Here is a 17,881-nt window from a genome sequence, read left to right as displayed (position 1 = left end):
CGCCTCAGTGCGCGGCGGGCCCGGCGCTGTCGAGCCAGCGCAGGTAGACGCCGAGCGCCCTGGCCGCGCGCGCGACGTCGGGAAACACGGCCACGCCCGCCGCGGCAAGTTGCGCGCGGCTGCCCGGTTCGCCGGTGGTGGCGACCACGATCAGGCGCGACGTCTTGGCGGCGACTTCGATCAGCTCGCCGGCGACGCGGTCGAGCAGGTAGGCGGTCGCGTACACGAAGATCACGTCCGCGCTTGCGTCCGCGGCAAGCGTGTCGAGCACGGCGAACGCAAGGCGGTCGCGGTTGAACAATTGCCCGGTCATATCGACCGGATTGGCGGTGGAGCCGATCTCCGGCACGCTGTCGACCAGCCTGCGCTGCGTCGCCGCCGAAAGCGTCGGCAGTTCCAGTCCCTGCGCGCTGAGCAGATCCGCCGACAGCGCGCCCATGGCGCCGGAGACCGAGGCGATGACGACACGCCGGCCGGCATCGCGCTGGCGGAAGCCCGCCAGGTAGGCAAGATCGGTGAGGTGGGTGGGATCGCTCGCCTGCATCGCGCCGAGCTGCGCGAACGCGGCGCGGTAGATGGCCTGGTTGCCGGCCAGCACGGCCGTGTGCGACTGCGTGGCGGCCGAGCCCTGTTCGCTCTCGCCGGCCTTGAGCAGGACCAGCGGCTTGCCGAGCGCGCGCAGGCGGGCGGCGGCGTCGAGGAAGCGCGGGCCGTCGCGCAGGCCCTCCACGTAGCCGACCACGGCTTGCGTCTGCGGGTCATCGGCCAGGTACGCCAGGTAGTCGGCGTAGTCCAGGCAGGCCTCGTTGCCGGTATTGATGAACTGGTGGAAGCGCACGTCCATTTGCMAGCCGGTGGCATAGACGATGGCGCAGACGTTGCCGCTTTGCGTCAGCAGGCTGACGGAGCCCGGCCCGGGCGGCGGCGGGCAGGTCCTGAAGGTGGTGGCGAAGGCAGTGACGGCGCGCGTGGTCAGATTGGCCAGGCCCATGCAGTTGGGGCCCGCTATCGCCATGCCGGTGGACCGGGCGAAGGCAGTCAGCGCCGCCTGGCGCTGCACGCCGGCCGCGCCGGCCTCGGCGAAGCCCGAGGCATAGAGGATGGCGGCGCGCACGCCGATGGCGTGGCAGCGCTCCAGGTTCGGCAGCACGTCGTCGGCGCCCAGTGCGAGTACCACGACGTCCGGCACGCGCGGCAGCGATTCGATATCCGGATAGCAGCGCAGGCCCGCGATCTCCTCATAGCGCGGGTTGACCGGAAAGACCTCGCCACCGTAGCCGAGCCGCAGCAGGTGATCGAGCGCCACGCCGCCGATGCGGCTTGCGTCGCGCGAGGCGCCCACGATGGCGATCGAGGACGGGGCGAGCAGTTTCGACAGATGCTCGCGGGATGGCGCGCGCGCCAGGGATGGGCCTTGCATGATTGTCTCCCCCTTTCTGTTGGCGAAAGGTGGGACGATTGCAACCCATCCATCCGGGGGGCGCAACTGCGATCGTGCAATGTGCGCACAATGTGCACAAGTCCGTGGCCATGCCGATGTCGGCCAGACAGGCCAGACAGGCCAGACAGGCCAGACAGGCCGGGCAGGCCGGGCAGGCCGCCGCGCCTTATGGCTTCATCGTCAGTGTCAGCGTCTGTACGAACTCCTGTGCCAGGCGCGACAGCGGTTCTGTCTGCACATGGAAGATCTGCACCGAGGCATTGACCTTGGTCTTGACCGGCACCGCCACGATATGCGACCAGGCCTGGCCGAACACGGTCATCGCATCCACCAGCGCAATGCCGGCGCCGGCCTGCGCCAGCGCGCGCGCGACATGCGCCTGCTCCACCTGCACGCGCATGTCGGGCTGCGCTTCCTCGCCGCCGAACATCTCCCGCACCAGCAGCCCGAACGGCACGTCGGCGCCATAGCCGATCAATGCTTCCCCGGCCAGTTCGGCGGGCCGTACCGACGCGCGCGTGCTGAGCCGGTGGCCGACCGGAATCAGCGCGACGATGGGGTTGCGCACCAGCAGCCGTGCYTCCAGGTTGGGGTGCACCAGCGGCATGTTGGACACCGCCAGCTCGGCCTGGCCGGAGAGCAGGGCGCGCAGCATGTTGCCGGGGATCTGGGTGCGCACCACGATGCGGATGTMGGGATACGCCTCGCGGAACGCCGCGATGGCGCGCGGCAGCACGGTCTGGCCCAGGTTGGGGCTGCACGAGATGCGCAGGCTGCCGGTGCGCTTGGCGGCGAGGTCCTCGGCGATCTCGTTGACGCGCTCGATGCCTTCGTAGACGGCGTTGACCTCGCCCAGCAGGCGCCGCGCCTCGGGCGTGGGATAGAGGCGGCCCTTGATGCGCTGGAACAGCGCCAGCCCGAGGCGCTGCTCGGTGTGCGACATGAGGCGGCTGATGGCCGGCTGCGACACGTAGAGCAGCCTGGAGGCGGCGCTGATCGAGCCCGTGAGCATGACGGCGCGGAAGACTTCGATCTGCCTGAGGTTGAGTTTCATCGCGGGGCGGTCCGTGGTCCGAATACCTATGACAATCTATGACAACTACCTATAACACCATGTTAAGCCTCGTGGACATATAAGCATACGACAGTCATGGCCGCGAAACCTACACTTGATCTCGAAGGCGCCCCGTGCAAGGCAATTGCCGGCCGCCGGATGCCGCGCACCACGTTGGTTCGGCCGCGATATGGCGGCGCACACGAATGGGGCTGCGCCGCACCGCGGGCCAGCGCAATCCGCCAGTACGCACCCGGCGCGTGCATTTTCCCTCAAGCCAGGACCAGGAGACAGGAGACGATATGAGCGACATTCATCTGACTTACATCAACGGCAAGGACATCGCCAGGCTGGCCATGACCGATGCGGAGATCCTTGATGCGGTCGAGCAGGGCCTGCTGGCGCAGGGCAACGGGCAGACGGTGATCGAGCCGCGCGTGCACCTGATCCCGGACCCGGCGTTCAACGGGCACTTCAACGTGCTGCGCGGCTATGTGGCGCCGCTGGGGCTGGCCGGCGTCAAGATCGTCGGCGACTACGTCGACAACTACAAGCTGGGCCTGCCGTCCGAGATGGCCATGCTCAACCTGTTCGACCCGAAAACGGGCATGCCGGTGGCCATGATCGACGCCACGTTCATCACCGACGCCCGTACCGGCGCGATCACCGCGCTGGGCGCGCGCCACCTGGCCCGCCGCGACAGCAAGGTGCTGGGCCATATCGGCGCGCGCGGCACCTCCTACTGGAACGTGCGCCTGCTCGACAGCATCTTCGACTTCGACGAGATCCGCGTGCATTCGCGTCGCCCCGAGAGCCGCAATGCATTCGCCGAGCGCCTGGCGCGCGACCTCGGCAAGAAGATCGTGGTCACCGAAGACTGGGAATCGTGCGTGCGCGGCGCCGACATCGTGGTGGAAGCCTCGCGCCTGGAGCGCCCCACGCCGATGCTCAAGACCGAATGGATCAAGCCCGGCGCGTTCGTGGTGCCCTACGGCACCATGAGCGCGGTCGAGCTGTCGCTGACGGACATCATGGACAAGCTGGTGGTGGACGACTGGAGCCAGTGCAAGGGCGGCATCCTCGGCTCGCTGCGCGCGCATGTGGAGGCGGGCAAGCTGTCGGAGGAAACCCTGCACGGCGAACTCGGCGAGATCGTGGCGGGCCGCAAGCCGGGCCGGCAGAGCGACGACGAGACCAATTTGTTCTGGCACCGCGGCCTGTCGCTCAGCGATATCGCGCTGGGCCATGCCATCATGAAGAAGGCCGAGCGCATGGGGCTTGGCCAAAGGCTGGTCTACGCATGATCGCCAACGCACGCATGTACTCGGTGGCCGCGCCGGTGGCGCAGGCATGGAGGACACTGTTCGCCCGCGTGGCGGAGCGTGCCGGGGTGGCGCTGCCCTACGTGGAGCATGCCGCGCCGGCACCGGTCAGCGCGTTGTGGGCGCGGCCCGATTGCGGCTGCGTGTTCATGTGCGGCTTCCCGTACGTGAGCGCCGCCGTGCGGCCGCGCCTGCTGGCCGCGCCGGTGCCGTCGCCGGCGCGCTACGGACAGCGCCCGGTCTACTTCACCGAGTTCATCGTGCGTGCCGATGCACCCGCAACCGTGCTGGCCGAGACCTTCGGCGGGCGGCTGGCGTGCATGCTGGCGGAGTCCAACTCCGGCTACAACGCGCCGCGCCACTTCCTGCTGCGGCAGGCCGCGCCCGGCACCGGCACGCTGTACCGTCCCGCCGGCACGCCCACGCMGACGCCCGGCGAGGTGATCGACGCCGTGATCGCCGGCCGCGCGGACGCCGGCGTGGTGGACAGCTATGTGCTGGACCTGCTGCGCCTGCATGCGCCCGAGCGCATGGCCTGCCTGAAGACGCTGGCGGTGACGCCGGCCTCGCCCATCCCGCCGCTGGTGGCGGCGGCCGGCACGGACGATGCCAGCGCCGCGCGCATCCGCATGGCGCTGCTCGACCTGCACCGCGACCACCGCAATGCGGCGCTGCTGGCATCCTTGTGCCTGGCGCGCTTCGCGCTCGTGGAGGAGGCGGACTACGCCGTGCTCGCCGGCTTCGCGCGCGAGGCGGACAACGCCGGCTTCGCGCTGGCCGGGGACGTCCGGTGACCGGCTCGCCCGAATCCCGCGGCGCGGATGCCGACATGTCCGCGTTGCCGCTGCATGGCCTCAAGGTGCTGGACTTCTCGCGCGTGCTGGCCGGCCCGCGGCGAGCGCAGCATCCGCGTGGCCTGATGCGTCTGCTCCGCACCGGCCGCGCGCAACCCGTTTCCAGACCAAGGGAGAATTTCCGATGAAGCGTTTCCTGATCACCCTGATGGCGGCCTGCCTGCCGCTGCTGGCCGGCGCGCAAGGCTATCCCGCCAAGCCCGTGCGCCTGGTCGTGCCGTTCCCCGCGGGCGGCCCCGCCGATGTGCTCGGCCGCGTCGTCGGCGAAGGGCTGTCGAAGGCCTGGGGCCAGAACGTGCTGGTCGACAACCGCGCCGGCGCGGCCGGCACGATCGGCGTCGACCAGGTCGCCAAGGCCCCGCCGGACGGCTATACGCTGGCGGTGGTGCCGGTGGGCAATATCGCGGTGAACCCGACGCTGATGCCGAACCTGCCCTACAAGCCCGCGGACCTGGTTCCAGTGACCATGCTCGCCACCGCCGAGAACGTCCTGGTGGTCGGCGCCAGCGTGCCGGCCAGGACCCTGCCGGAGCTGCTCAGGCTCGCCGTCCAGAAGCCCGGCGAGCTGACCTTCGCCTCGCCCGGGGCCGGCAGCCAGGCCCACCTCGCCGGCGAACTGCTGCAGCTCGACGCCAGCATCAAGCTGATCCATGTGCCCTACAAGGGCGTCAGCCCCGCCATCACCGATCTCGTCGGCGGCCAGGTCACCATGATGTTCGCCCAGTTGTCCTCCGCGCTGCCCTATATCAAGGCCGGCAAGCTGCGCGCGCTCGGCGTGGCCAGCGCGAAGCGCTCCGCCGTGCTGCCGGAGGTGCCCACCATCGCGGAACAGGGCTTCCCGAAGTTCGAGGCCGTCTCCTGGTATGCGCTGATGACGCCGGCCGGCACGCCCCGGGACGTGATCCAGCAGATMAGCCGCCAGGCCGACCTGGTGCTGGCCAATCCCGCGCTCAAGGAGAAGCTTGCMACCATCGGCATGGATGCCGCGGGCGGCACGCCGGTCGAGCTTGCCGCGACCATCCAGAAGGAGAGCGCGCGCTGGGCCGGGGTGATACACAAGCGGCAGATCACGATCGACTGAGTRGCGGCATGGCGGCAGCCGCGCGCGCGGGGCCGGCACGAGGCGCCTGCGCGGCACGCCCGGCTCGACGGCGCGGGGCGAGAGGCCGGCCAGGGCTTACAATGGCGTGGTCAGCGCCGCGCACCGCATGCGGCGCTCATCGATTCCCGCGCGATTCTCCTATGAACTCCGAGTCCAGCCATAGCGCTGCCGCTACACCTCCCGCGCCGGTCACGCGCTATGTCGACCTTGCGAATACCCTGGTCAAAGAGATCGTCGACGGGCGCTATGTCATCGGCAGCCTCCTGCCGACGGAGCACGAGCTTGCCGATCAGTATGGCGTCAGCAGGCACACGGTTCGCGCCTCGCTGCAACTGTTGCAGGATCGCGGCTACATCTCCCGCAAGAAGTCTGTCGGCACCAAGGTGGAGAGCGCCAACCCGACCGCGTCCTACACGCAGTCGTTCGACACCATCGAGGATCTGGTCCATGTCGCCGCGACCGAGGTCAGGTCGCTGCAGGCCATCAGGCCGGTCACGCTGGACCGCGCGGCGGCCAGGCKCMTRGCCGCGCCGATAGACAGCCACTGGATTTTGTTCGCGGGGACCCGGGTCGATGCCAGGAAGGGCAATACGCCGGTGTCCTGGGCGAATATCTATATMGACCAGGCTTTCGAGAAAATCACGAAGCTGGTCGAGGAAAACCCGCGCATCCTCATCAGTTCCCTTATCGAGCGGGAGTGCGGGCAGGCCATCAGCGAGATCCGCCAGATCGTCTCGGGCGTGCTGATCGACGCGCAACTGGCGAAGCAGCTGAATGCGGAGCCGGGTTCGGCGGGCCTGCGCATGATCCGGCACTACAAGGATGCCAAGGGCAAGATCCTCGAGATCACCGAGACCATCTATCCCGCCGACCGCGGCATCGTGTCGTTTCAGCTCAAGCGCGGCAAGGGCAGCGCCTAGGCGGCCCGCCGGGATGTGCGCAAGGCKGACTACCCGCCTCCCGCCTCCCGCCTCCCGCCTCCCGCCTCCCGCCTCCCGCCTCCCGCCTCCCGCTTCCCGCTTCCCGCTTCCCGCCTCCCGCCTCCCGCCTCCTGCTTTCCGCTGCCGGCGCGACCGGCCTTGCCTTTCGCGCTGGTCCGGTCCGKGCCGGCCACATGGCACCGACGCGCTGGCCGCGATCCGTGCACCACGCCTGTCCACGCATGCGGGACGGCCAGCCGCGCCACGACAGCCCGCCAGCCGGGCGCGCCTTTCCTCCCCCGCGTTGATCKACGGTAGCTGCGCCTGCCAGCCGCCGGCGACCGCGCTGCTGCGCGKCCCGGCTTCCTTCCCACAGTAGTTCTCGAAGTCACTCCCGCTTTTCTCCTTGCCCGCCGTGTTTCCTGGCGGTGGCGGCATGCGCGGCCATGCCAGGCGGGTTCTTTGGTTCGCCATCATCATAGGTACGTACATAATTTCGGCTTATCGCCTGCGTGGCAGCTGCCGGATTGGCGCGGGAATCCACGAAAAACCGCKATTTTTGGCCGGATCTTTCTCTATCGCAACCACCGAGGCGAATGAAAAAGGCAATGACGGTCGCAAAACTCGGTGCTACTATGTACGTACACAAGCGGGCGAAATGCCAGATCGGAACCGAAGAAAAGCCAGGACCAAGGAGAGCAGGGTGCAGAAGCTGACCGACGAGCGGCGCATGATCAAGGAGGCGGCGCAACAGTTCACGATGGAGCGCGTGCTGCCCATCGCAAACAAGCTGGATCCGGAGAAGGGTCAGATCCCCCGGCACCTGATCGAGGAGATGGCGGAGCTGGGATACTTCGGCATCCTGATTCCCGAGGAGTACGGCGGGCTAGGCCTGGGCGCCTACGAGTATTGCCTGGTCGCCGAGCAACTGTCGCGCGGCTGGATGAGCGTTGGCAGCCTGATCGCGCGCGGCAACGGCCTGATCGGCGCGCTCAAGGGCCTGGCACCCGAGAAGAAGGCCGAGTATCTCCCGCGCATGGCGCGCGGCGAATTCCTCGGTGCATTCTCCTTGTCCGAGCCCAATGCCGGGTCGKACGTGAGCAATATCAGCTGCCGCGCCGTGCGCGTGGGCGACGAGTGGGAAATCACCGGCAGCAAATACTGGTGCACGTTMGCCGACGAGGCCGATTTCATCCTCGTCATTGCACGCACCGATCCGCAGGTCGATCCGCACGCGCGTCATCGCGGCCTGTCGGCCTTCATGGTCGAGAAGCCGCGCGGCGCGCTGCCCGAGGGCGTGAAGGGGAGCGTGATCCCCAAGATCGGTTACCACGGGTGGACCACCTGGGAACTGGCATTCGACCAGTGCCGCGTGCCGGCTTCGCAGATGGTCGGCGAAGAGGGGCGCGCCTTCTACCTTGCCACCGCCGGCCTGGAGACGGCCCGCGCCCACACCGCGGCGCGTTCGATCGGGCTGGCGCAGGGCAGCCTCGAGGACGCGCTGCGCTACGCGCAGGAGCGCGTGCAGTTCAACGAGCCGATCGGCAACTTCCAGGCAATCCGCTTCAAGCTGGCCGACATGGCGACGCAGATCGAGGCGTCGCGCAGCCTGCTGTACTCGGTCTGCGAAAAGATCGACGAGGGCGTGCGCTGCGATACCGAGGCGGCGATGGTCAAGCTGTTCGCCAGCGAGATGTCGGAGCAGGTGACCAGCGAAGGCTTGCAGATCCATGGTGGCGCCGGCTACACCACGCATTTCGCGGCCGAACGCTACTGGCGCGACGCCAGGCTGACCAAGATCTTCGAGGGGACTTCGGAAATCCAGAAACGCATCATTTCCGACGCGCTGCTCGGGAAGATCGCCAGGCAATGAAGCGGAGCAAGCATGAGTCAACCTGACAAGCGGGCCCGCGAGGGCAACGGGCCCGATGCCGCGGCGGGCATCACCGCGCTGGCAGCGCGCTTCGCCGTCGACGCTTCGCTCGCGTTCCCGGCCGAGGCGCTGAGCATCGCCAAGCTGTCGATCTTCGATTGGTTTGCGGTCGGGCTTGCCGGCGCGAACGAGCCGGTGAGCAAGGTCGTCCGCGCCATGGTGGCCAGCGACGGCGGCACGCCGGGCGCCAGCGTCATCGGCCTGAACCAGCGGGTGCCGGCGCGCGCGGCGGCGCTGGCCAATGGCGCGGCATCGCACGCGCTGGATTACGACGACACTCACTTCGCCTTCGTCGGGCATCCCACGGTAGCTGTGTTCCCGGCGGCCCTGGCTGTCGCGCAGCAGCAGCAGGCAAGCGGCAAGGCGCTGCTCGAGGCATTCCTGGCAGGCGTGGAGACGGTCTGCGGCGTTGGCGCCTATCTGGGCAGGAAGCACTACAACGCGGGCTTCCACCAGACGGCGACCTCGGGCACCTTTGGCGCGACGGCGGCGTGCGCCAGGCTGCTGGGGCTCGATGCGGGCCAGGCACGCCATGCGCTGGGCATCGCGTCGACGCGCGCGTCCGGCCTGAAATCGCAGTTCKGCTCGATGGGCAAGCCGTTCCACGCCGGCATGGCGGCATCCAACGGCATCGAAGCGGCGACGCTCGCGGCGCTKGGCTTCGTGTCCCGGCCCGACGGCATCGAGTGCGCCGGCGGATTTGCCGCGACGCACGCTGGCGAGGCGGACGAGCCGCACGCGGCGTTCGGCTGCCGGCCGCATGACTTCCGCTTTGCCGATGTCCAGTACAAGTACCACGCCTGCTGCCACGGCACCCATCCGGCAGTGGAAGCGCTGCTTGCGCTCAGGTCCCGGCACCGCCTGGTGCCGGAGGATCTCGCGCGCGTCACGCTCTTCATCCATCCGCAGTGGCTGCCGGTGTGCTGCATCGAGCGGCCGCGCACCGGTCTCGAAGTGAAATTCAGCCTGCCGCTGATCGCGGCGATGGTCCTTTCCGGCATCGACACGGCGGCACTGGAATCCTTCAGCGATGCCGCGTGCGAGGCGCCCGGCCTGGCCGAGGTCGCCGGGCGCGTGGTCCTGGAAGGCGATGCCAGGCTCGCCGACACATCGGCGCGCGTGGTCATCGAGACGCGCTCGGGCGCCACGTACGGCGAGGAGGTCGACCTGGCGAAACCGGTCGCGCTCAGCGTCAAGTCGGCCAAGCTGCGCGCGAAGGCGTCCGCGCTCCTCGGCAGCGAACGCGCCCAGCGGCTGTATGCGTTCGTCGACGGCCTCGAGTCCGTACCCGCGCACAGCCTGTCCTCGCTCGTGCATTCGCATATCGCGGCAACACCGTCGTAGCCGGCGGCGCCGGCTCTGCGTACCGTTCGCACCGTTCGCGCCAGGGGGCGGACCCGGGCTTGCGGCCCGGCAGTCCGGGGGCGCGTTCGCGTCGGTCCCGTCTACACGGCGCAGGACATCTTCAACGATCCGCACTACCGCGTGCGCGACATGCTGGTCGAGGTCGAGCAGCCCGGCTCCGGCAGGCCCGTGCGGATCGCGGGCGTGCCGGTCAAGCTCAGCGAGACACCGGGCGGCGTCAGGCGCAGGGCCCCGCTGCTCGGCGAGCAGACGGATGAGATCCTGCTCGGCGCCGGCTATACCGCCGAGCGGATAGCGGGCCTGAGGATGGAGGGCGTGGTCCGCTAGCGGCCCGTTTCGCCGGGCCGCGGCCKGCATTGGTATCCGCGCTGGAATTCACGCGAAGAATCTACAAAGAGGAGACAACCATGAAGATGCTCAAAGCCACGCTAGGGCTGCTGCTGTCGTGCGCGGCCGCGTTTGCGGCTCACGCAGCCGACTATCCGGCCAAGCCGGTTCGTGTCCTGGTGGGATTTCCCCCGGGCCAGACTACCGATGTCATCGCCCGCAAGCTGGCGCAGCGCCTGAGCACCGCGCTCGGCCAGTCGTTCTATGTCGAGAACAAGCCTGGTGCCGGCGCCGGGCTCGCGGCCGAGGCCGTGGCCCGCGCCGACCCGGACGGCTATACCATCCTTGCCACTTCCAGCGGCCCGCTGGCGGTGAATGGCTGGATCTACAAGAACCTGAAATACGATGCCACGCGCGACTTCGAGCCGATCGCATCGATCGGGCTGTTTCCGCTGGTGCTGGTGGCCAATCCGAAATCGCGGTTCAGTTCGGTCCGGGACCTCGTGGCCTACGCCCGGCAGAATCCGGGCAAGGTGAACTACGCGTCCGGCGGCAATGGGGTGACCAACCACCTGGTGATGGAGATGTTCAAGGACCGCGCCGGCGTCAACCTGACGCACGTGCCCTACAAGGGTGGCGTGGCCGGGATGACCGACGTCATGGGCGGGCAGGTCGATGTCATGTTCGAGGTGGTGTCGATCGCCGAGCCCCTGATCCGGCAGGGCAAGCTCAAGGCCATCGCGGTGGCCAGCGAACAGCGCGTGTCGACGCTGCCGGGCGTGCCGACCATCGGGGAATCGGGCTACCCGGGCTTCCGCGGCGATCCATGGATCGGCGTGGTCGCGCCGCGCAACGTGCCCCAGCCTGTCCTTGCCAGGCTCTCTGCGGAGATCGGGAAGATCGTCAGGAGCGCGGACTGGCAGAAGGAAGTGGCCGGCCTCGGCGCGCAGACGGTGGTGATGGAACCCCGGGAGTTCGGTGTCTTCATCCAGTCCGAGATTGCCCGCTGGGGGGGTGCCGCAAAGCGGGCCAATGTGACGGTGGACTGAACGACGGCGGAACGGCGCGGCGCACGCCAGCCGCGCTTACCGCACGAACGTGCCCAGGCCTTCCTTGTCGTAGTACTCCAGCGTGACGCGGTCGCTGGAGAAGCTCGCCTTCGATATGGTTCCCGGCGTGGCGTTCTCGTTCCGCAGCGTGAACGTGAAGACGTCGCCGTCCCAGTGCGCCAGCGGCAGCACCATCGGCACCGGGCCGATGGCGAGCGACATCGCGCCTGCCTGCTCGCTGACCACCAGCGGGCCATAGTAGTCATTGCGGTAGGTGCCGGTGTAGACCGAAGGCGCGCGCGCCGGCAATGGCGCGGCCGGCGGCGCCACGCCCACCAGCGAGCCCTCCGGCGCGATGACGGGCGCCAGCCCCCGCGCGAATATCGTGAACCAGTCGAGCTGGATGGCGCCGGACTCCACCAGGTCCAGGAACTGGGCGTTCAATGCCTCGGGCAAGCCGATCGGATAGCCATTGGTGAGCGTGATGATCCCCAGGCCAAGCGAGGGCACCGCCGTGAAGCTGGTTGCCGCACCCAGCGCGAAGCCGCCGGAATGACTGAAGCTCGGTCGGCCCGCGAAGGTGGTCCCGGCATTGAAGCCGTAGCCGTAGAAGCTGGCCGGTCGTCCGTTGCCTGGCGGCATCGACTGTATCTGCGGCGAGATCGCGGCGACCAGCGGGGCCGCCGCCACGATACGGTTGCCGCCGTACAGGCCCTGGCCCAGCACCATGGCCAGCCATTTCGCCATGTCGTTGACCGACGAGCTGACGCCGCCGGCCGGCGACTGGGCATCGGGCTGTGAGCCTGTGCCCTGCACCCAGCTGCCGCCGACCTTGACATGGCCGAGCGCGCGGTTGGGGCGCGCGGCGAAGTCGGCATGGCGCGAACTGGTGCTGCTCATGCCCAGCGGCTGGTAGATCGCTTGCCCGGACAGCGTGGCCCAGTCCATGCCAGCGGCGGCCGCTACCGATTCCGCCGCGGCGGTCAGGCCAAAGTTCGTATATTCGTACGTCGCCCGGAAGCCCTGCAGCGGCAGGAAGCGCAGCCGCTGCAGCACCTGCCGCTGGTCATAGCCCATGTCTTCCAGACGGTMGCCGGCATGATCGGGCAGGCCGGAGCGGTGCGCATAGAGATCGGCGATGGTGAGCTGGGCGGTGACCGCCGCGTCGGACAGCGCGAACCACGGCAGGTGCGCCTGCACCAGCGTCTCCCACGCAATCCCGCCCAGGCCGACCTGTCGCGCCACCACCGTGGCGCCGACCGGCTTGKACACGGAGGCGAGCTGGAACACCGTGTCGGCGTCCACCGCGTCCGGTGCGCTGACCACCCGCCTGCCGAAGCCTTTGGCGTAGACCGTCTGGCCGCCCCATACCACCGCCACGGCCATGCCCGGCAGGCCCGATGTGTTCATCAGGCTGGCGGCCAGCTGGTCGAGCTGGCCGATCGCGGCGGAAACCTGAGCGTCGGATACCGGGGCGGGCCCGGCGCCTTGCGCGCCGGCATCGTCGCCCCYGCCGCAGGCCGCGAGCGTACTGGCCAGCGCGGCACCCAGGAAACGCCGGCGTTCGTGCAATCCGCTCACGATGGTTCTCCTTGTCGGCGGCACCGCGGCGCGCGGGAGCCTGCACCGAGAATAGTCCATGCGCGCGCCGCACACTAAGCCGGTTCGCGCGGCCGCCGTTGCCGGCGCCTGCCCGCGCGGGGCGCCGCTGCCTCAAGTTTTGCCTTTCGCCTGCCGTTATTGTCGCCATCGTCCGCAGAAAGGATTTTCGAAAAGATCCCCTTCTGGCAGGCGGCAGGAAAAAGAGCGGACCGGCGCCCGGGCGCCGGCAGTTCGCCGCTATTCAATCGCAAATCAGGTAGAAGAAATGAAAAGCTTGGGAATTGGAGTGCGCCTCGGCATTGGCTTCGGCGTGGTAATACTGTTGTCGACCCTCATGACCGTATTGGGCATCGCGCGCCTGGCGCAGGTCGCGGACCGCACCAGCGACATGATGCAGGCGCCGCTGGCCAAGGAACGCGTGGTCAGCGACTGGTACCGCATGATGCATACCAGCGTGCGCCGCACCACGGCCGTGGCCAAGAGCGCCGATCCGGCGCTGGGCGCATTCTTTGCCAAGGAGACGCAAGGGTCCGTGGTGGCCGTCGCGGCACTGCGCGACAAGATCGAGCCGCTGCTGTCGAGCGAGGAGGAAAAGGCGGCGTTCAAGAAGATCCAGACCGTGCGCATCCCCTACAACGATTCGCGCGACAAGATCACCAAGCTGAAGGAAGCAGGCAATACCGAGGAAGCCAACCAGGTGCTCGAGCAGGAATTCGTGCCGGCCGGCGATGCGTACCTGGCGGAGATCCAGAAGCTGCTTGATATCCAGCGCTCGAGCATCGATGCGACCGCGCTCGAGATCCATAACATCTACCTGTCTGCCCGCAACGGGATGATGGTGATCGGCGTGCTGGTGCTGGCCATTGGCGTGGCATTCTMGGTATGGCTAAYGCGCGGCATCACCGGTCCCCTGCATCGCGCCGTCGGCATCGCGCGCACGGTGGCATCGGGCGACCTGGGCAGCCGCATCGTGGTGGACAGCAAGGACGAGACCGGCCAGCTGCTGCAGGCGCTCAGCGACATGAACGCCAACCTKCTGCGCATCATCAGCCAGGTGCGCACCGGCACCGACGCCATCGCCACCGGCACCAGCCAGATCGCCGCGGGCAACACCGACCTGTCGCAGCGCACCGAGGAACAGGCTTCCTCGCTGCAGGAGACGGCCTCGAGCATGGAAGAGCTGACCAGCATCGTGCGCCAGAACGCGGACAACGCCAGGCAGGCCAGCTCGCTGGCGGTCAACGCTTCCGAGATCGCGGTCGAGGGCGGCGAAGTAGTGGGCCAGGTCGTGACGACGATGCAGGACATCAACGGCGCATCGCGCAAGGTAGTGGATATCATTGCCGTGATCGAAGGCATTGCCTTCCAGACCAATATCCTGGCGCTCAATGCCGCGGTAGAAGCCGCGCGCGCAGGCGAGCAGGGCCGCGGCTTTGCCGTGGTGGCCGGCGAGGTGCGCAGCCTGGCCCAGCGCAGCGCGACCGCCGCCAAGGAAATCAAGGCCCTCATCGGCGACTCCGTGGATCGCGTGGAGAAGGGCTCGGAACTGGTGGCGCATGCCGGCCAGACCATGGAGCGGATCGTGGGCGCGGTCAAGCGTGTCACCGACATCATGGGCGAGATCAGCGCGGCCTCGGCCGAGCAGAGCGCGGGCATCGAGCAGGTCAACCAGGCCGTCACGCAGATGGATACCGTGACGCAGCAGAACGCCGCGCTGGTGGAGCAGGCCGCGGCGGCCGCCGGTTCGATGGAAGAACAGGCCCAGCGCCTGAAGCAGGCKGTGGCCTCGTTCCGGCTGGCGGCGTAAGCCGCCTGGCGCACGGAAGCGAAGGGCGCGAAGACCTGTCGGAGACCCGGCGGCTTTCGCCTCCGCGCAGGAATGACTTGCATTTTTCCGTGGCTGCGGTATAGTCGCGTCCTCGCGTGCGGCTGTAGCTCAGTTGGATAGAGTACTTGGCTACGAACCAAGGGGTCGTGGGTTCGAATCCTGCCAGCCGCACCACCGATAAGGAAAAGGGCTTCCAGCAATGGAAGCCCTTTTTTCATTTGGGATGCCGGGCCCGGCTTTGCGTCCTGGTCCCCGGCTCCTGGCAGGCACGCAACGGCGTGGCGTGGCGTGCGTGCCCCGTACTTGATTTAAGCGGCAGGTTTAAGCGGCAGGTTCAAGCGGCAGGTTCAAGCGGTACGCKCCAGCACGCTGGCAATGGCGCCCGCCACCTGCTTCACGTTGCGCTCGTTCAGGCCGGCCACGCACATCCGCCCCGATCGCAGCAGGTACACGCCGTGTTCCGCGCGCAGGCGGTCCACCTGGTCCGCCGTCAGGCCGGTGTACGTGAACATGCCGCGCTGGGTGAGGTAGCGCGACAACGCTTCGCCGCTCACATGGTCGCGCAGGCTGTCGTGGATGGCCACGCGCATCCTGGCGATGCGTTCGCACTTCAGCGCCAGCTCGCGCTCCCAGGTCGCCCGCAATGCCGGTGTGGTCAATACCCTGGCCACCACCCTGGCGCCATGCGTCGGCGGATTGCTGTAGTTCGCTCGCACCGCACCGGTCAACTGGCCCAGCACACGGCCGGCTTCTTCCGCGCTGTCGCAGACCACGCTCAGCCCACCGCAGCGTTCGCCGTACAGCGAGAAGTTCTTCGAGAACGAATTCGCCACCAGGCAGGGCACGCCTTGCGCCACCAGTTCGCGCACGGCGAAGGCATCGTCGTCCAGGCCGGCGCCAAAGCCCTGGTAAGCCATGTCGACGAAGGGCAGCAGCTCGTTGGCCTTCAGCAGCTTGACGAGCTGGCGCCACTGGTCCTGGTCCAGGTCCACGCCGGTAGGGTTGTGGCAGCAGGCGTGCAGCAGCACGATGCTGCGCTTCGGGATGAGCCGCAGCGCTTCCAGCATGGCGTCGAACTTGAGGCCGCCGGTGGCGTCGTCGTAGTAGGGATACGTGTTCACGGTGAAGCCCGTGCGCTCGAAGATCACGCGATGGTTTTCCCAGCTCGGATCGCTGATCCAGACCTGCGCATCCGGGAAATAGCGCTTCAGGAAGTCCGCGCCTACCCGCAGCGCGCCCGAGCCGCCCAGGGTCTGCACGGTCGAGATGCGTCCCTGCGCGCGCGCCTCGCATTGCTCGCCGAAGACCAGCGCCTGCACGGCGTCACGGTAGACCGCGAAACCAGCCATGGGCAGGTAAGGGCGCGGACCCATGTCGGCCAGCAGCGCGCTTTCGGCTTCCGCCACGGCCTGCATCACGGGCAGCCTGCCTTCGCCATCGAAGTAGATGCCGATGCTCAGGTTGACCTTGTCGGTCCTGGGATCTTGTTGAAAGCTTTCGTTGAGCGAAAGAATCGGGTCGCCTGGATAGGCATCGATATGTTCGAACATTGGATACTCTGGCTGGAGTGAGTTGTCGCCGGCGACCGGGCAGCGGGTCGCCGGGGGGTGCCTCTATTATGCCGATACGCCTGGCTGCAGGGCAGGAGCTGCGTTCTTCTGCCGCAAGCGGTAGCTCACGCCCAGTACCACCAGCCATGCCGGAATCAGGTACACGGAAAGGCGCAGCCCGGGTGTCAGGTACATCACGTACAAGATGCCCGCCAGGAAAGCCAGGCAGAGGTAGTTCGTGAACGGATAGCCCAGGCTCTTKAAGCGCGTCTCCTGCCGGGCCAGGCGCTTGTCGCGGCGGAACTTGAGGTGGATGATGCTGATCATCGCCCAGTTGATGATCAGTGCCGAGACCACCAGCCCCATCAGCAGCTCAAAGGCTTCGCCCGGCATGAAGTAGTTGATCGCCACGCACGCGGCGGTGGCCAGCGCGGAAACGCCCAGCGCGGCCAGCGGGATCCCGCGCTTGTTGACCTTCAGCAGCGCTTGCGGCGCGTTGCCCTGCCTGGCCAGGCCGTACAGCATGCGGCTGTTGCAGTACACGCCGCTGTTGTAGACCGACAGCGCGGCCGTCAGCACCACGGCGTTGAGCACCGTGGCCACGATCTCGCTGTTCATCGCATGGAAGATCAGCACGAAGGGGCTGCCGCCGGTGACGACCTTTTCCCACGGGTAGAGCGAAAGCAGTACGCCCAGCGCGCCGACGTAGAAGATCAGGATGCGATAGATCACCTGGTTGGTGGCCTTGGGAATGGTCTTTTCCGGGGCATCCGCTTCGGCCGCGGTAATACCGACCAGCTCCAGGCCGCCGAACGAGAACATGATCACCGCCATGGCCATGACCAGGCCGCTGATGCCGTTCGGGAAGAAGCCGCCGTGCTGCCACAGGTTGGCCACGCTCGCCTGCGGGCCGGCCGTGCCGGATGCCAGCAGGTAGCCGCCGAACACGATCATGCCGACGATGGCCAGGACCTTGACGATGGAGAACCAGAACTCCATCTCGCCGAATGACTTGACGCTCGACAGGTTGATGGCGTTGATCAGCAGGAAGAACGCCAGCGCGGAAATCCAGGTGGGAATATGCGGCCACCAGTACTGGACATAGATGCCCACCGCGGAAAGCTCCGCCATGCTGACCAGGATATAGAGCACCCAATAGTTCCAGCCCGACATGAAGCCGGCAAAGGAGCCGCAGTACTTGTTGGCGAAGTGGCTGAAGGAGCCGGCGACCGGTTCGTCCACCACCATCTCGCCGAGCTGGCGCATGATGAAGAAGGCGATGATGCCGGCCACCGCGTAGCCGAGCAGCACCGAGGGCCCCGCCATCTTGATGGTCTGGGCGATGCCCAGGAACAGGCCGGTGCCAATGGCGCCGCCTAGCGCGATCAGCTGGATATGGCGGTTTTTCAGGCCGCGCTTGAGTGTCTCTTCCGTGTTATGGGAAACCATGTTTGTGTCTCTACCCACTCTTTTGGAATGTGAGCCTGCGCCTCTTGCGTATTGCGTACTTGCGTACTGCAATTCGCGGGCGCTC

General features: G+C 67.6%; 15 protein-coding genes and 1 tRNA gene. 11 read left to right on the top strand and 5 right to left on the bottom strand.

Features of this window, described 5'->3' with window-relative positions; all coding sequences use genetic code 11:
- Nucleotides 1–4: 4 nt before the first annotated feature.
- Complete coding sequence (locus AC1DKV_RS31245; protein WP_477138800.1) at nt 5–1,420, bottom strand: acetate--CoA ligase family protein; 1,416 nt, start codon at nt 1,418–1,420, stop codon at nt 5–7.
- A gap of 187 nt (nt 1,421–1,607) precedes the next feature.
- Nucleotides 1,608–2,495 (bottom strand): LysR family transcriptional regulator, encoded by an 888-nt coding sequence (locus AC1DKV_RS31240; RefSeq protein ID WP_477138799.1) that lies wholly within the window; start codon nt 2,493–2,495, stop codon nt 1,608–1,610.
- 302 nt (nt 2,496–2,797) lie between these two features.
- On the opposite strand from AC1DKV_RS31240, the gene AC1DKV_RS31235 reads away from it, so the two are divergent.
- The 9 genes from AC1DKV_RS31235 to AC1DKV_RS31195 all read left to right on the top strand — a co-directional run bounded on the left by AC1DKV_RS31235 (nt 2,798) and on the right by AC1DKV_RS31195 (nt 11,367).
- The gene (locus tag AC1DKV_RS31235) at nt 2,798–3,799 is read left to right on the top strand and encodes an ornithine cyclodeaminase family protein (protein WP_441623029.1); all 1,002 of its coding nucleotides are present in this window, start codon (nt 2,798–2,800) and stop codon (nt 3,797–3,799) included.
- Nucleotides 3,796–4,611 carry a phosphate/phosphite/phosphonate ABC transporter substrate-binding protein gene (locus tag AC1DKV_RS31230; protein WP_477138798.1) on the top strand — a complete coding sequence of 272 codons (816 nt, stop codon included), beginning with the start codon at nt 3,796–3,798 and terminating at the stop codon, nt 4,609–4,611. Before AC1DKV_RS31235 ends, AC1DKV_RS31230 begins: the two co-directional genes overlap by 4 nt.
- A complete protein-coding gene (locus tag AC1DKV_RS31225) occupies nt 4,608–4,799 on the top strand; it encodes a hypothetical protein (protein WP_441623025.1) in 192 nt (63 codons plus the stop codon). The genes AC1DKV_RS31230 and AC1DKV_RS31225 overlap by 4 nt, the downstream gene beginning before the upstream one ends.
- Nucleotides 4,796–5,752: a Bug family tripartite tricarboxylate transporter substrate binding protein gene (locus tag AC1DKV_RS31220; protein ID WP_441623023.1), complete on the top strand. Its 957-nt coding sequence runs from the start codon at nt 4,796–4,798 to the stop codon at nt 5,750–5,752. Before AC1DKV_RS31225 ends, AC1DKV_RS31220 begins: the two co-directional genes overlap by 4 nt.
- 161 nt (nt 5,753–5,913) lie before the next feature.
- Nucleotides 5,914–6,693 carry a GntR family transcriptional regulator gene (locus AC1DKV_RS31215; protein WP_477138797.1) on the top strand — a complete coding sequence of 260 codons (780 nt, stop codon included), beginning with the start codon at nt 5,914–5,916 and terminating at the stop codon, nt 6,691–6,693.
- A 703-nt stretch (nt 6,694–7,396) separates the two neighbouring features.
- Complete coding sequence (locus AC1DKV_RS31210) at nt 7,397–8,566, top strand: acyl-CoA dehydrogenase family protein (RefSeq protein WP_477138796.1); 1,170 nt, start codon at nt 7,397–7,399, stop codon at nt 8,564–8,566.
- 12 nt (nt 8,567–8,578) lie between these two features.
- Nucleotides 8,579–9,970 (top strand): MmgE/PrpD family protein, encoded by a 1,392-nt coding sequence (locus tag AC1DKV_RS31205; protein ID WP_477138795.1) that lies wholly within the window; start codon nt 8,579–8,581, stop codon nt 9,968–9,970.
- Nucleotides 9,971–9,985: 15 nt separating this feature from the next.
- Nucleotides 9,986–10,318, top strand: a complete 333-nt coding sequence (locus tag AC1DKV_RS31200) for a CoA transferase (RefSeq protein ID WP_441623037.1) — start codon at nt 9,986–9,988, stop codon at nt 10,316–10,318.
- Between the two features lie 80 nt (nt 10,319–10,398).
- Nucleotides 10,399–11,367 (top strand): Bug family tripartite tricarboxylate transporter substrate binding protein, encoded by a 969-nt coding sequence (locus tag AC1DKV_RS31195; RefSeq protein WP_441623015.1) that lies wholly within the window; start codon nt 10,399–10,401, stop codon nt 11,365–11,367.
- A gap of 36 nt (nt 11,368–11,403) precedes the next feature.
- Here AC1DKV_RS31195 and AC1DKV_RS31190 read toward each other — a convergent pair whose 3' ends face one another.
- On the bottom strand, nt 11,404–12,948 hold the full coding sequence (locus tag AC1DKV_RS31190) for a serine hydrolase (protein WP_477138794.1): 1,545 nt from the start codon (nt 12,946–12,948) through the stop codon (nt 11,404–11,406).
- A gap of 286 nt (nt 12,949–13,234) precedes the next feature.
- Between AC1DKV_RS31190 and AC1DKV_RS31185 the strand changes: the two genes are divergently transcribed.
- A complete protein-coding gene (locus tag AC1DKV_RS31185; RefSeq protein ID WP_477138793.1) occupies nt 13,235–14,776 on the top strand; it encodes a methyl-accepting chemotaxis protein in 1,542 nt (513 codons plus the stop codon).
- 118 nt (nt 14,777–14,894) lie between these two features.
- Nucleotides 14,895–14,971 (top strand) — tRNA-Arg (locus tag AC1DKV_RS31180).
- 173 nt (nt 14,972–15,144) lie between these two features.
- Here the strand turns inward: AC1DKV_RS31180 and AC1DKV_RS31175 are convergent.
- Nucleotides 15,145–16,347: an amino acid aminotransferase gene (locus AC1DKV_RS31175; RefSeq protein ID WP_477138792.1), complete on the bottom strand. Its 1,203-nt coding sequence runs from the start codon at nt 16,345–16,347 to the stop codon at nt 15,145–15,147.
- A gap of 66 nt (nt 16,348–16,413) precedes the next feature.
- The gene (locus AC1DKV_RS31170; protein ID WP_477138791.1) at nt 16,414–17,796 is read right to left on the bottom strand and encodes an amino acid permease; all 1,383 of its coding nucleotides are present in this window, start codon (nt 17,794–17,796) and stop codon (nt 16,414–16,416) included.
- Between the last annotated feature and the right edge of the window lie 85 nt (nt 17,797–17,881).

The sequence above is a fragment of the Cupriavidus sp. 05T41 genome, from assembly GCF_056396525.1.
Note: the sequence above shows the minus strand (reverse complement) of the source record. Positions and strands in the feature narration are given on the sequence as shown.

Excerpts from the sequence above, each read along its gene's own strand:
- AC1DKV_RS31195 (WP_441623015.1), top strand. The coding sequence starts at position 10,399 with ATGAAGATGCTCAAAGCCACGCTAGGGCTGCTGCTGTCGTGCGCGGCC.
- AC1DKV_RS31235 (WP_441623029.1), top strand. The coding sequence starts at position 2,798 with ATGAGCGACATTCATCTGACTTACATCAACGGCAAGGACATCGCCAGG.